Raw genomic sequence first — 13433 nt, 5'->3', positions numbered from 1 at the left:
AGAGCGTGGGAACGATCAGCTGGCACACCGCCTTCGCGAGCAGGCTCGCTCCCACAGAGGTTCCAGCAGGGGCCTCTGGATCACATTGGGCTATCATTGGCCCTTTCCCCCCTAGAAAGACTGTTTGCCATGACTGCCCAAACCCTTCTCAACGCCCTCGAACACTGCGGTATGGTCGAAATCGATGGCCTGCACGCCTTCGAATTTGCCCTAGACGAGGACGATAACCTGCACATCGAATGCATCGATGGCCGTGAAGCCAAGCACTGGGAATTCACCCCGGCGCAGGTCGCGGCGGCGAAATTTGATGAAGACCTGCAGAGCTGGCTGATCATCGGTTACGCCAGCGACACCAAGACCACAGGCGAGCATCGTCTGGTGTGTCTAGGCGACGTAGTCAGCAGCAGCGACGACGAGGATGACAATAATGAAAATGCGTAACTTCTGGCCCTTGCTGATGGCCGGCAGCGTCGGCGCGATGGGGCTTTCCAGCGCCTCTGCCGAAACCTATCAGTTGCTGGTCGGCTCCTACACCGCCGGTTCCAGCCAGGGCATTTACCGCATGCAGTTCGACAGCGCCACCGGCCAGATCGACGCCAAGCCGCTGCAAGTGGTCAAGACTGAAAACCCATCGTGGCTGACCCTGTCGAAAGACCAGAAACGCCTGTTCGTGGTCAACGAAAACGGCCCGGGCCAGACCGATCCGGTCGGCCGCGTCAGCAGCTTCGCCATCGACCCGAAGACCCACGCGCTGAGCCTGATCAATCAGGTGCAGAGCTTGGGCAACGAGCCGACGCATTCCAGCCTCAGCGCTGATGCCAAACATTTGTTCGTCAGCAACTATTCGGTGATGGAAGATCCGGGCGGCACCCTGGCGGTGTTGCCGGTCGATGCCGACGGTCAACTGAAACCGGTGGTGCAGATGAGCGGGCACCCGGCCAGTCGGGTCAATCCTGAGCGCCAGGCTTCCAACCACGTGCACTCGACGGTGTCCTCGCCGGACGGTCGCTACGTGTTCTCCAATGACCTGGGCGCGGACAAGGTTTTTATCTATCAGTACGACCCGCAGGCCAACCCGCACCTGCCGCTGACCCCGGCGAAAACCGCTTCGGTGACGATGCCGGCCGGCAGTGGCCCGCGTCATCTGCTGTTCAGCGCCGACGGCAAACACGCCTGGCTGACCATGGAGATGAGCGCTCAGGTCGCGGTGTTCGACTACAAAGATGGCGTGCTGACCCAGACGCAACTGGTCGATCTCGCAGCGGGCCAGCCAACTTCGGACAAGGCGGGCGCGGCGCTGCATGCTTCGGCTGATGGCAAGTTTCTCTACGTGAGCAATCGCGGCACGGCCAATCAACTGGTGGTGTTTAGCATTGATCCGGCGAGTGGCCAGTTGAAAGAGCTGCAGAAGCGCTCGGTCGAAGGTGATCACCCGCGCGAATTTGCCCTCGATCCAAGCGGCAAATTTGTCTTGATCGCCAACCAGAAGAGCAACCAGATCGTCGTCGTCGAGCGCGATGCCAAGACCGGTTTGCTGGGTAAAACCGTGCAAAATCTGCCGATCGACGCGCCAAGCGATCTGAAGTTTCTAGTGCGACAATAAGCCACAGGTCCCGGCGCACGGGGCCTGCATCGTTGTATTAATTGCACTGATAACGGCTAATGCTACAAAAGATTTCAAGCGAGCAACCCTCGAGCGTTACGTTTGTTTCACAGCCCGACCGGGCAAACCAAGCAAACGAACACGAGGGTTACCGCCATGAACTTCAATCTCTTCTCCGTTATCGCCGCCTCCGCCATTTCTGCCACCGTGGTATTGCCAGCCGGTGCCAACGTCGAAATCAACAGCAAAAAATCCCACACCCAGAGCTACACTCAGAAATACCTGCAACAAAGCGCCAACTTCTACGCCGCGCTGGATCACAAAACCCAAGCCTGAAATTCCCGTCTCCCTGTAGGAGCTGCCGAAGGCTGCGATCTCTTGATCTTCAACGTCAAAAGATCGCAGCCTTCGGCAGCTCCTACGCGCGCGCGTGTAACCTGATCGTTCCCACGCTCTGCGTGGGAATGCAGCCCGGGACGCTCTGCGTCCCATTGGAACGTGGAGCGTCCCTGAGGCATTCCCACGCGGAGCGTGGGAACGATCGAACAAGAGATCGCAGCCTTCGGCAGCTCCTACGCGTGTGCGCGTTCTGCGCTAATAGGTTTTTTCTCGCCGGCAAATAGAGCGCCTAAATAATCAACGAAGCTGATGTTTACCATTGCAAACCCTGAGTGGTTGCCCCGGCTTTTTTGATTGATTCTGTGGCCATCGAAACCTTTGCCCACGGAGAACACCATGGCCAGCGCAATCCTCACTTCCGCCAAACGCGGCGCCTACCTGGCCATCGGTCTTTACCTGGCCGTGGTGCTGTTCGTCAGCATCAGTGCGCAGATGGAACACAGCTTCGACGCCCCGATCGACGTCGCCCACCCCGGTATCCAATTCGAACTGCGCTCGCAAAGCGCAATGGTCGACAGAGCCGAACTGGCAGGAGTCGGCGGCGCATGAAAGGCTACAGACTCTGGGTCATCGCCAGTCTGGCACTGATGACCAACGGCGCCTCACTCTTGGGGTTTGGCCAGGGCTCGGTGGGCGGCTTGGCCCGGGCCATAGAAGCCAACCACAACATCGCGCACAACATTGAACGAGCCAACACGCTGGGGCTGATGGCCGGCAATCCACCGGTCAAGGTTGCGGTGGATTTTCTCGGGCCATTTGAAGTGGATTGCATGGCACTGGGCATGTGCAACGCACTGGCCTAGGAAACGCGGACCATTGTGGCGAGGGAGCTTGCTCCCGCTGGGTTGCGAAGCGACCCGAATCCTGCAGACACAGTATTTCTGATGCCCTGGATAGACTGCGACTGCTGCGCAGCCGAGCGGGAGCAAGCTCCCTCGCCACAGGTGTGGTGTGAGGCTGAGATTCAGGGTTACTTCTTCATGATCGAGGTGAACAGCTCGGATTTGAGCAGTCGCTGCAACCAGGTCTGCAAGCGAACATAAGGCGTCTGCGCAAACCACTCGCGATCAACATGAGCGAACTGCCGGACGAAGGGCAGCAGGGCGATGTCGGCGAGGCTCGGGTGATCGGCCAGCAAGTAGTCCCGACCTTCAAGCAGCTCATCCAGCTTCTGCAGAAACAACGCACCTTCAGCCCGATAAGCTTCCATCGGCTGCTCAGGGTAGCGCTCGGCGTACTTGTAGCGATTCAGAGCTGTTTTGAAAATCTGATCATTGCCCTCAATCAGCTTCTCCGTCCACAGCGCCGCGAATGACTCCCCGGCCAGTAACCAGTCATCCGGATCATTCTGCGCCAACGCCCAGCGCATGATCTGCAGGCTCTCATCAATAACCACGCCATCGGCATCCAACACCGGCACTGTGCCCTTGGGCGAGAGCGCGAGCATCTGCGCCGGTTTGTCCTTGAGACTGACTTCGACAATCTCCACCGGCACGCCCGCATAGCGCAGCGCCATTCGCGCACGCATGGCATAGGGGCAGCGGCGGAAGGAATACAGCGTGTTCATTTCACCTCCAGCGTACTCAAACCATTGCCCTGACGCCGCACTTGAATCTGCACCGGGATGCGTTCGTGCATTTCCTGCACATGGGAAATCACCGCCACCTTGCGCCCTTGCGCCTGCAGTCCATCCAGTGCATCCATGGCCAGTTGCAGCGATTCCGGATCGAGGCTGCCGAAACCTTCGTCGATGAACAGCGATTCGATTTTCAGCGTGCTCGACGCCATTGAGGCCAGACCCAGCGCAAGGGCGAGTGACACGAGGAACGTCTCACCGCCCGACAACGAATGCACCGAGCGCAGTTCGTCGCCCATTTCCGTGTCCATCACCAGCAGGCCGAGCATGCTGCCGCCGCGTTTGAGCCGATAGCGTTTGACCAGTTGGCGCAATTGCGCATTGGCGTGATGTACCAGCAGGTCGAGGTTGTAGGCCTGGGCGATCTTGCGGAAGGTGTCGCCGGTGGCCGAGCCGATCAAGGCACTGAGCCGCGCCCAGCGTTGATACTCGGCGTAGGCGTCAGCGATCTGCTGGGCCAGCGCCTGATTGGCGTTCTGCCGGCGTTGGTCTTCCACCTGTTCGGCGCGCAGTTCGGCGCATTGTTGCTCGCTGACGGCGAACTGGTTTTGCAGCTCGGTGAGGGCGCTGTCGAGCTGTTCGGCGTCAAGATTGCTGTCCTGCCGGGCCTGATGATCGAGCAGGCGCTGATCACGCTCCTGCAACAAGACCTGGGCCTGTTCGATGGCTTTTTCATTGTGCTGAAGGGTCTGGCGCAGTTGGGCGACTTGCGCGTCATCGAAACGCAGCAAATCTTCGAGCCCGCCGTCGTCCAGCTCCGGATGACTGGCGCGCCAATCGGCGATCTTCTCGGTCAGCGCTTTGTCTTCACTTTCCAGTGCCTGCAAGCGTTCCTGCTGTGCCTTGAGTTCTGCAGCGATTTGCACCAGTTGCGTGCGTACGCTTTGCAGCTCTTCAGCGGTGCTGGTTTCGGCGCTGCGCGCCTGTTCCACCGCGTGTTCCAGTTGCTGCTGCCAGTGTTCGGCGCTGCTGTGTTCGCCGATCAGTTGCGCCAGTTTTTCCTGACAGCTTTGCTGCTGCTCGGTCAGCGCCGCGAATTGCTGCTCGGCACTTTGCAACTGCTGAGTGCGCAGCTGCTGGCGATCCTGTTCTTTCTCCAGGGTTTGCTGGCGTTGCTGCTGTTCGCTCAGTTCTTCCTTTTGCTGCTCGAGCTGGGCCAGACGCTCGGCGATCTGCCGATCCAGTTGCAGAAACGTCGCGGCCGGCTCAAGGCGCAGTGCTTCGAGGGTGTCAGCCGGAAGCAGCGGGCCGAACGCGTTGAGTTCTTCTTCAAGGCGCTGACGGTCGCTGTTGAGTTCATGCTGCTGATGGCTCAGCTGTTGCGCCGCTTGCTGATGAGCCACTTCGGCCTGACGCAATTGCTGGGACAGGCGCGCTGCGTCCTGCTGCAAGGTGAGCAGGGCGCTCTGGCGTTGTTCGTCTTGCGTGATGCTCTGGTTCAACTGTTCGTTCTGGCGGCTGAGCCAGGCGTCGCGTTTGTCAGCGTCCTGGTCGAGCAGTTGCGCGGCCAGCGGATGCGCGTCAAGGCTTGGGGCGAGGGCTTGTTGCTGCGCTGCGAGTTGTTCCTGTTGTTGCAGCAGCTCTTTCTGTTGCGCGATCACGCCACCGACTTCGCCGCGCAGTTCGATCAGTTTTTCCTTGAGCTGATCGACCACTCGCTGCGCGTTGGCCTGTTCGCTTTCATCGTGACGGCCGAGGCTTTGCAGCAGCGCTTCGGGCTGATGATACGGATGCTCGTTGCTGCCGCAGACCGGGCAGGGCTGATCGTCCTGCAACTGCGCACGCAACTCTTCGACACTGGCACTGCGCGCCAGCCGCTGACGTTCGAGCAGTTCGCGAGTGACATTGAGGGTCTGCTCGGCGACGGTCAGTTCGGCTTTGGTTTTCACTCCGTCCTGGGTCAGGCGCTCGCGTTGCTGCTGCGCGTCGAGCTGACGTTGTTGCAACTCGGCGCTGCGCTTGTCGAGATCCTGTCGAGAGGCCCACAGGCGCGACAGGTCTTCGATCGCGCGCAGCTGTTTGCGGTTGTCCTGCAGCAAGGTGCCGAGCAGGCCGATCTGTTCGGCGACTGCGTCCGGTTCGGCGCCGGCCTCTTTGAACAGGACTTCCAGTTGTTGCTTGTGCGAGGCCAGTTGTTCAGCGCTGCGGGTGGCGTTCTGTTCGAGGGACGCCAGTTCGGTCTGGCCCTTGTTCAAGCGGTTGCCGACCAGCATCAGCTGTTGCAGACGATCGCGATAGGCGCTCCAGGCATCGCTTAATGGCGCCAGATGCGCACTCTGCTCAAGCTCGCTGGCGATGCGTTGCAAACGCTCGGCGACTTCAGTCTGTTTTTCCTGCAAAGCCTGAATGTTGCTCTGGCCATCTTTGAACGCTTGCTCGGCCGCTTGCCGGGCTTCGGCGCTGCTGGCGGTGTCCTTGATCAGGCGGGCGAGGGTGCTTTGCTCTTCGAACGCCTGACGCAACAGCGGCGCGTTTTCGCTCTGCCGTTGCTGCGCTGCGCTGAGGGCGAGTTTCGCTGTGTCGAGGTTCTGCTCCAGTTGCGTCTGGCGTTCGCCCAACGCGGCGTGTTGCTGGGTGTGCGCGGCAATCTGCGCCGCCAGTGGCGTCAGCAGCGCATCGAGCTCGGCCTTGCGCACGAACTGATGACGCTGCGGGCCGAGCTGTTCCAGGCGAGTCAGTTTCATCCGCTCGCCGGCCAGTGCCTGCCATTGCTGTTGCGCGGTTTGCAGTTGTTCACTGGCGGCTTTTTGCGCGTCTTGCAACAGACGCAAATCTTTCAGCCAACTGTGTTGTTGCTCAAGCTGTTTGAGTTGCGCCTGTTGCGCTTTCATCTGTTGCTGCGCGGCGTTGAAGCGCTCGTCGAGTTCGGCGCGGGCTTCCGGTGCCAGTGGCGTTACTCCGGTGGCCTGATCCTGCAGCAGCTTGTGCGCCTCGCGGGCTTCTTTGGTCTTGTCGAAGGCGCGGCGCCCGAGGCGGGTGTAGAGCGCGGTGTCGGTGAGTTTTTCCAGCAGTTCACTGCGGTCGTTGTCGTCAGCCTTGAGAAACGCACTGAATTCACTCTGCGCCAGCAGCACAGCGCGGGTGAACTGTTCGAAGTTCAGGCCCAGCGCGGCTTCCAGCTGGGTTTTGTATTCGCCTTTCTGGCTGGCGAGCAGTTGATCCTGATCGATGTCGCGCAGGCTCTGCCGGCTCGCTTGCAACTTGCCGCCAGCCTTCTCGCGGGCGCGATTGGCTTCCCAGCGCGCGCGATAGCGGCGGCCATCGACGCCGACAAAATCCACTTCGGCATAGCCTTCGCCAGTGCCGCGACGGAGCAGGGTGCGCGGATCGCCAGTGGCGATCTCGCCGTCGGCGTCAGGGACTTTCGCATCACGACCAGTGTTATTCAGGCGCGGTACAGCGCCGAACAGCGCCAGACACAACGCATCGAGCAGGGTACTTTTGCCGGCGCCCGTCGGGCCGGTGATAGCGAACAGACCGGCGCTGGCCAGCGGCTCAGCGGTGAAATCGATCTCGAACGGCCCGGCCAGCGAGGCGAGGTTCTTCAAACGAATGGCGAGGATCTTCATGGCTGCTCGCCCTCCAGTTGCACGTCCTGCAGCAGCTCGGCGAAGTCCTTGAGCGTCTGCTCATCGACCTCGCTGCCGTAGTTGTCGAGCCAGGCGCGGCTGAACAGTTCCTGCGGCGTGAGTTGGTCGAGTTCGATCAGTGTGCTGCCGTCATCGCTGCCATCGGCGCCGCGACTGCCGGCGTATTCAGCGGCGATGCGCACCAGACGCACGGCTTTGCCTTGCAGCGCAGTTTCCACCTGATGGCGCAGATCCGGCTGCGGCTCGTCGAGGCGCACCCGCACTTCGAGCCATGGCTGGCGCTGGGTTTCGGCGAGCAGATCGACGTTCGGCAGGTCGGCCAATTGCAGCAGAATCTCGGCCAGCGGCGCCGGGCCGATGCGCTGCAGATTGACCGAGCGCGGGATCAGTTTCGGCTCGACGCTGACCAGGGTTTCACCGTCGAGGACCACATCGAGAATCTGGTGTTGATAACCGATTTCGGAGAACGACAGCGGAATCGGCGAGCCGCTGTAGCGAATGCGCTCCTCGCCGTTGACCTTCTGCGGCTTGTGCAAATGGCCGAGGGCGACATAACTGATGCTTTCGCCGAACAGGCTGGCGGGCAGGGCTTCGGCATTGCCGATGATCAGGCTGCGCTCGGAATCCTCCGACACCGAACCGCCAGCCATGTGCGCGTGGCTGATAGCGATCAATGCCTGCCCAGGTTGACGCTTGGCATTCGCCGCCGCGATCAGCCATTCATGCACCTGCCCGATGCCGCGCAAATAGTTGTCGCCCAGATGCGCACCAGTGACTTCCGCCGGGCGCAAAAACGGCAGCGCCAGACACCACGCGGCGATTTCTCCGGTTTTATCCGGCAACGGCAGCAGCAGACGCTCGGCATCCAGTTGCCCGTCATCCAGCCACAGCACCCGACCCAGCGCATGGGTGCGCAAGCGGCGCATCAACGGCGCGGGCAGTTCGATCCGCGAGCCGGAATCATGGTTGCCGGCGATCATCACGATGGTCAGCAACGGTTGCTGTTCGTGAGCGCTGACGATGAAATCGTAGAGGCGTTCCTGAGCTTTGACCGGTGGGTTGACCGTATCGAAGATGTCCCCGGCAATCAGCAGCACATCCGGCTGCGCCAGTTGCAACTGGCGCAGCAGCCATTCGAGAAAACACGCGTGCTCGAAATCGCGCTCCTGGCCGTGCAGGTTTTGCCCAAGGTGCCAGTCGGAGGTGTGGAACAGACGCAAGGTGGACTCCGCATTTTGATCAAGAGGGTGGCCGCAAAGAAGAACGGGCGGCGAGAGGAGGGGAGTTTACTGGCAAATCACGCCCCTTGCCTTGTCGTGTGTCTGCTTGCACCGGCAGCGGCGAATATTTCGGTAATCGGCCGATGCGGGTAGCGCTTGTGCATCTGCCGCACCAGCTCGCTCAGCCGCAACAACTCTTCGCTCGGCTTGGCCCATTGCTCTTTGGGCAATGGTTCGGACCATGCGCGCATAACTTCCGGCAACGCCTGCTTGCCGATTCTTTCCAGCCGACGAATTTCCCATTCGAGCAGACGGTTGGGAATCGTCCATAAGGTCATCACGTGATACAGGTACCAAAAGAACCCCGACAACCGCGAGCGCCGGCCTTCACGGATCTGCTGGTGCATCCGCGCGCGGGCGTTACGAAAAGTGTGCAGGCCTTCGTGGGGCGGGTCGTCCGGGCCTTGCAGATCCTGCAAATCCTGAATCGATTTGAGGTCGTTGACTTCGTACTCCATGTAACCGCGAATCGCTTCCCAATGGCTGATCGCGAGCTCCAGGCCGGCGCATTGGAATTCGAGGCTGGTGAGGGTTTCGCCGTGATGAAAACCGATGCCCATGCCGTATTGGCGATGGATGCCGAATTGGGTGGCGCCCTTGGCTTCGATGATCCAGGCGCTGAGCGATTCCCACGGGACGAAAACTGGTTCGGTGGCCCCTTCGGGCATAAAGCAGACTTCGCGGCGTTGACGGTTGAAGCGGGTTGGGATGAGGGAGAGGCGTTTTTTGTGGACGTGGTGCCAGACGCCCAGGTTAATACACAAACAACAAAAAATGGTCAAAGAGCCCGTACCAATCAAAGCATCGAAAACTCCTTCGATGGCGCCGCATATGTCATTCCACCCCGAACCTGCCAGAAAAAACATAAACCCAGCAATTGCGGGAAAAAGGCATGTGATCATGAAGGTTGCACTAAAAGGAAAACCTACTGTTACCTGCCACATGAACACTTGCGGCGGTCCTATCCCGAATTCCATGAAGACGTGATTCAGTTCACCGATTTGCGGTCCAAAGGGTTGCTGTACGGTAGGCAATGGCAACGGTGCCAAATAAGTAATTTTTCCGCTTGGAAATGGTTCGATGTCTCCCGCCTGCCTGGCCTGATTGCTTGCGTTGTCCCGGTCATTAGGCATGGTCGGCTGGGTCCAGAAACTGTGTTTCGATGAACAGTACAGGTGGTTTGTCTCTTACACGCTCAGGTGAAACCACCGGAAAATGACCTTTCCCGCGAGGCTCAACATGTATCACGCGAGTTCGTGATACCCATTGACCAGTCTCATCCAGAGCCTGAACGCGGATGGCCAACTCGAGTGTTTCTTTTGCTGGGGTAAATTCCGAGTCGGGCGCTACCGGGTACTGAAGACAGAGCACCAGGCCCTCCGGCATGGACTTGACGATGCGCAGACTCTTTACGATTTCGTCGCTGATGACGTCCCGCTGTTCTCGTGGCGTTCCTCGGCTGTGTAATGGAACTGAAATGCGGTGCGCGCCGATACCTAAGTAATGCGTCGGTTTCCCACCGAAGGGGGGTGTCAGATCCTTCAAGGTCAATCGAGGCAGGACCAGATGGATATCGCTGGGCTTGGCTTTCAGCAGCAAGCTTTTAAGTCGAGAGTCATACGATTGCACGCCAAGTTGCGCATAGGGCGCGTGAATCAGAAAGGCCAGATAACTTTGATAATCCTTGAGCGAATGATCACCGCGCAAATCCGGATCCCGGCTCCACGGCGTTATTTTCAGCCATTTATCGTGCGCGCTGATATTGTAACGGCTGAACAGCCAGACCCCCGATAGCTCAAGCACAGTGAATAAAGCGCCGGCCAGGTTAAAGCGAAAGAACACCGTAGACAGGCGTGTACCAGCAGCGGCCCAGGCTGCAGCTCTTGCAGCTGCGTTTTCGGCGATCAAAACTCTGTGCCCGGCGTGAATGGTATGGCTCAAGGCATACCCGTTAGTGGCAGTTGAACCCAACGCGCCAATCGCGGCCAACGCAGTGCTTTTCTCGGCGTGAAAGCTTCCGCCGCGAACGGCCTGTTGCCAGTTTGCATAATGGCTTTTCACGCTTTGCAGCGAAGACAGGAAACCCAAGGCATAGGTGAAACTGCCCAGACCAATATGCAGTTTCCCCAACTGCACATGCACGTTTTTCAGCGCCGCCTGCTGAAGATTCGTCGCCAGCAATGAACTGCGGTTTTTCAAGGCTGTATCCCCAAGACTTTGCGCAGCAGTAAATCCCGCAGCCCCAGTAGCGATAATCGCATTGGCGAATGGCTGCCAAACCCGTTTATTCGCTGTTTGCCTGCGCAGTTCACGCAAAGCCCCCACCAAATTCACCACCTGCACCAACACCACCAACAACCCCATCCCCTCCGTCCGCACCAGACTCGCCTTCGAAACCCCCGCCACCCCTGCACGAATGTTCTCCAACAACCCACGCAATTCCCCCTGCTGCGCGGGCGGAAACACCACCGTCAATCCCGCTTTCGCCGGGGTGGCGCCATACAGTCGGGCCGAGCGATCCGGCAGTTCGTCAATCGGGCTCAACGCCGCCGCCAGCCTTCCTTCGAACAAGGCCAGTTGCGTGCGCACGCGAACGATTTCTTCCTGCAATTCCACCGCCCGGGCGGTTTTGTGGCCTTGGCGATTTTTGTTGTGGGTGAGCTGGTTGCGTTCGCGGTTGAGGGTTTTCAGGTAGTCGCGTTCGCGCAGCACTTCCTTGATCGTGGCTTGCAGCGCCGCTTGTTCCGCCGGGGTGGACACGGTGAAGGTCACGCCGCTGGTTCGTGCGGCGTCGAAGACGCGCAGGCGCAGGGCCTTGGGCAAGCGCTGGAACAGTTCGTCGAGGTCGGGGATTTTCTCGCCGCCAAGGTCGAAGCCTTCCAGCGCCCGGCTAAGGCCCAGGTTCAGCGCCGGGCTGTAGGTGTCTTGCACGGCATCGGCGAGGACGCGGCTGTGTGCGGGCAGATCGTCCAGCCCGGGCAGCTGCGGCTGCTCGATGCTCTGCAATTTGGCCAGCCAGTCCGGCAGGTTGTTGAACATCGCCATGCCGGCGTTGAACAGCGTTGAATATTGCCCGGCCTGCTCGGTCTGCAAGCGCAGCGGCAAGGTGTAGAACAGCGGGCGGGTCAGTTGCGGGTGTTGCTCGAGGTAACCGAGCATTTGTTCGTTGGCCGCGTCGCTGCGGCCGATGTCCTTGAGGCAGGCGTATTCGCTGGCGAGCGCCTGATCGATCTGCACTTGGCCGTCGAAATACCACGCCGAGCGATGGAAACGCCCGGCGCACAGCAGTTGCGCGCGATCGGCGGTGATGCGTTCGAGCAGGCGATTCCAGCGACCCAGGTTGTCGCGATGACTGTTGAGCACCTCGTCCATGGCCGGGCGGTCGATCAGGTCATTGATGCCGCGCTTGCCGCTGAGCAATGGGCCATCGAGCACGTCTTTCATGCGTCGACTCTGATCCTTGCCGAGGTCGACCAGTGTGCTCAGGTGGCGCTCGACGAAATCTTCTGGGGCTACTTCGAGAAAATATTCGCGGGTGTAAAAGCGTCGATCCGCCTCGGCGGTGACGCGAGCGTGTGCAGTGAAATCCGGGGCGACGCCGTCGAAGCGGTTCAGCGCCAGTGACTCGTCCAATGCCTTTTCGCGCTGTTGCTGCAGTTCAGGTCGAGCCTGAGTATCCGTCGGGACAATCTCACCACCCTTGTTCAAATACTCGAGCAGCGCCTGCCGGGTATTTTCCCGATCCGGCTCGGGCAATTGCTCCAGTTCAGCAAACAATGCCTGAGCGCGCGGATCCTCGCTGGCCTTGGCCAACGTGTCGAAATCCTGAGCGCCGAGCTGGCTCAGCGACTCGATGTAACTGGCCAGCAGATAGTCGCGCTCGTTGTTGTCGGTGTTGCTCCACTGCTCGATCCAGCCGACCACCAGGTCCTGATAATCGGCCAGGTCGCGCATCACACCGAGGTCGTCGTTGACCAGCAGAAACAGCGTGTCGTCCTGATAAGGCCCGCGCACCCGACCAAGAAATTCGCCGATATGTGCCTCGCGAAAACGTCGCGGGTTTTCCCACAAATAAGGTTCACGCTCATGCTCCGGCGCATCGCTAACCTGCACCGTCGGCATCCGCGTGGCGTCCGCCTCGGCCAGCGGTTTCGCTGTGCAGGCCACTTCCGCCAGCCACTGTTTGGCCTGGGCCACGGTGAGCAAATGCTCGCCGCCGATCAGACAATGCACCGGGCCGAGATCGACCGCCTGCATGAAGTGCTCGCGTTCCTGCGCACTGTCCAGCACCTGTCGGCACTTCGCCGCGCTCAACTGCACGTCGGCGAAGGTCACGTACAGGGTGCTTTTGCGCGAGAAAATGAACGCCGGACGTTCTTCGATGGCGCTGCGCTGATCCTCGCTGACGCTTTTGCCGCGATGCAGCAACGCGCTGATGACGCCGTCGAGCACGCGGTATTCGAAGAGCTCGCCGCTGAGACTGTCGACGATGTACAGCCAGCCATCGCGCAGGCGGCGGATGCCCATGGGGCGCGTGGTCAGGGTGTACGGCAGTGCGAGTTCGGTGCTGGGGTCGAAGGGTTTTTCGACAAGGCCGTAAGCGAGCGGCAGCAGTTGCACGTGGGTGTTGCGCAAGGGGCAGGCGGCTGGCGCACCAATAGGTGCTTTCGAGGCGGCAGCTGCCGCGAGGTTGGCGGGGTGCATCATTGAGCACATTTCCCTGTGTCTGTTTGTGACAGAGAAATGTGCGTGTATCTGGAAAACGACAGCAGTCAGATCTTTCTGTGTTTTGCGTAGGAATCGAACACTCGGGATGAAACCTACGAGGGATCGTCCAAAATCTTACAGAGGTTACTTCGGATGAATCGTGAGTGACCCTGAATGTGTCCCCGCGCTCGCAAACCGACGCTGATAAATAGATCCGT

At 59.9% G+C, this 13433-nt stretch carries 10 protein-coding genes; 5 read left to right on the top strand and 5 right to left on the bottom strand.

The window, feature by feature from the left end; all coding sequences use genetic code 11:
- Positions 1-129: 129 nt before the first annotated feature.
- The 5 genes from GXB78_RS17225 (at position 130) to GXB78_RS17205 (ending at position 2805) form a co-directional block, all read left to right on the top strand.
- Complete coding sequence (locus tag GXB78_RS17225) at positions 130-441, top strand: DUF5629 family protein (RefSeq protein WP_329516261.1); 312 nt, start codon at positions 130-132, stop codon at positions 439-441.
- Complete coding sequence (locus GXB78_RS17220; protein ID WP_329516260.1) at positions 428-1603, top strand: lactonase family protein; 1176 nt, start codon at positions 428-430, stop codon at positions 1601-1603. Before GXB78_RS17225 ends, GXB78_RS17220 begins: the two co-directional genes overlap by 14 nt.
- Positions 1604-1759: 156 nt before the next feature.
- Entirely contained in the window at positions 1760-1939 is a 180-nt protein-coding gene (locus GXB78_RS17215; protein WP_329516259.1) for a hypothetical protein, read from the top strand.
- Between the two features lie 399 nt (positions 1940-2338).
- Positions 2339-2551 (top strand): hypothetical protein, encoded by a 213-nt coding sequence (locus tag GXB78_RS17210; protein WP_129999502.1) that lies wholly within the window; start codon positions 2339-2341, stop codon positions 2549-2551.
- Positions 2548-2805, top strand: coding sequence for a hypothetical protein (locus tag GXB78_RS17205; protein ID WP_039763921.1), 258 nt, complete (start codon positions 2548-2550; stop codon positions 2803-2805). The genes GXB78_RS17210 and GXB78_RS17205 overlap by 4 nt, the downstream gene beginning before the upstream one ends.
- A 167-nt stretch (positions 2806-2972) precedes the next feature.
- On the opposite strand, the gene GXB78_RS17200 is transcribed toward GXB78_RS17205, so the two are convergent.
- The 5 genes from GXB78_RS17200 to GXB78_RS17180 all read right to left on the bottom strand — a co-directional run bounded on the left by GXB78_RS17200 (position 2973) and on the right by GXB78_RS17180 (position 13215).
- Positions 2973-3569: a glutathione S-transferase gene (locus tag GXB78_RS17200; RefSeq protein ID WP_329516258.1), complete on the bottom strand. Its 597-nt coding sequence runs from the start codon at positions 3567-3569 to the stop codon at positions 2973-2975.
- Positions 3566-7207 (bottom strand): AAA family ATPase, encoded by a 3642-nt coding sequence (locus GXB78_RS17195; protein WP_329516257.1) that lies wholly within the window; start codon positions 7205-7207, stop codon positions 3566-3568. Before GXB78_RS17195 ends, GXB78_RS17200 begins: the two co-directional genes overlap by 4 nt.
- The gene (locus tag GXB78_RS17190) at positions 7204-8448 is read right to left on the bottom strand and encodes an exonuclease SbcCD subunit D C-terminal domain-containing protein (protein WP_329516256.1); all 1245 of its coding nucleotides are present in this window, start codon (positions 8446-8448) and stop codon (positions 7204-7206) included. Before GXB78_RS17190 ends, GXB78_RS17195 begins: the two co-directional genes overlap by 4 nt.
- A 77-nt stretch (positions 8449-8525) precedes the next feature.
- Positions 8526-9641: a hypothetical protein gene (locus GXB78_RS17185; protein WP_329516255.1), complete on the bottom strand. Its 1116-nt coding sequence runs from the start codon at positions 9639-9641 to the stop codon at positions 8526-8528.
- Complete coding sequence (locus GXB78_RS17180) at positions 9634-13215, bottom strand: toxin VasX (protein WP_329516254.1); 3582 nt, start codon at positions 13213-13215, stop codon at positions 9634-9636. The genes GXB78_RS17185 and GXB78_RS17180 overlap by 8 nt, the downstream gene beginning before the upstream one ends.
- Positions 13216-13433 lie beyond the last annotated feature (218 nt).

The sequence above is a fragment of the Pseudomonas moraviensis subsp. stanleyae genome (genome assembly GCF_036283065.1).
GTDB lineage: Bacteria > Pseudomonadota > Gammaproteobacteria > Pseudomonadales > Pseudomonadaceae > Aquipseudomonas > Aquipseudomonas stanleyae.
Note: the sequence above shows the minus strand (reverse complement) of the source record. Positions and strands in the feature narration are given on the sequence as shown.

Bases quoted from the DNA above. Each gene is read 5' to 3' on its own strand.
- GXB78_RS17225 (WP_329516261.1), top strand. From the start codon at position 130: ATGACTGCCCAAACCCTTCTCAACGCCCTCGAACACTGCGGTATGGTC.
- GXB78_RS17220 (WP_329516260.1), top strand. From the start codon at position 428: ATGAAAATGCGTAACTTCTGGCCCTTGCTGATGGCCGGCAGCGTCGGC.
- GXB78_RS17215 (WP_329516259.1), top strand. From the start codon at position 1,760: ATGAACTTCAATCTCTTCTCCGTTATCGCCGCCTCCGCCATTTCTGCC.
- GXB78_RS17210 (WP_129999502.1), top strand. From the start codon at position 2,339: ATGGCCAGCGCAATCCTCACTTCCGCCAAACGCGGCGCCTACCTGGCC.
- GXB78_RS17205 (WP_039763921.1), top strand. From the start codon at position 2,548: ATGAAAGGCTACAGACTCTGGGTCATCGCCAGTCTGGCACTGATGACC.
- GXB78_RS17200 (WP_329516258.1), bottom strand. From the start codon at position 3,569: ATGAACACGCTGTATTCCTTCCGCCGCTGCCCCTATGCCATGCGTGCG.
- GXB78_RS17195 (WP_329516257.1), bottom strand. From the start codon at position 7,207: ATGAAGATCCTCGCCATTCGTTTGAAGAACCTCGCCTCGCTGGCCGGG.
- GXB78_RS17185 (WP_329516255.1), bottom strand. From the start codon at position 9,641: ATGCCTAATGACCGGGACAACGCAAGCAATCAGGCCAGGCAGGCGGGA.
- GXB78_RS17180 (WP_329516254.1), bottom strand. From the start codon at position 13,215: ATGATGCACCCCGCCAACCTCGCGGCAGCTGCCGCCTCGAAAGCACCT.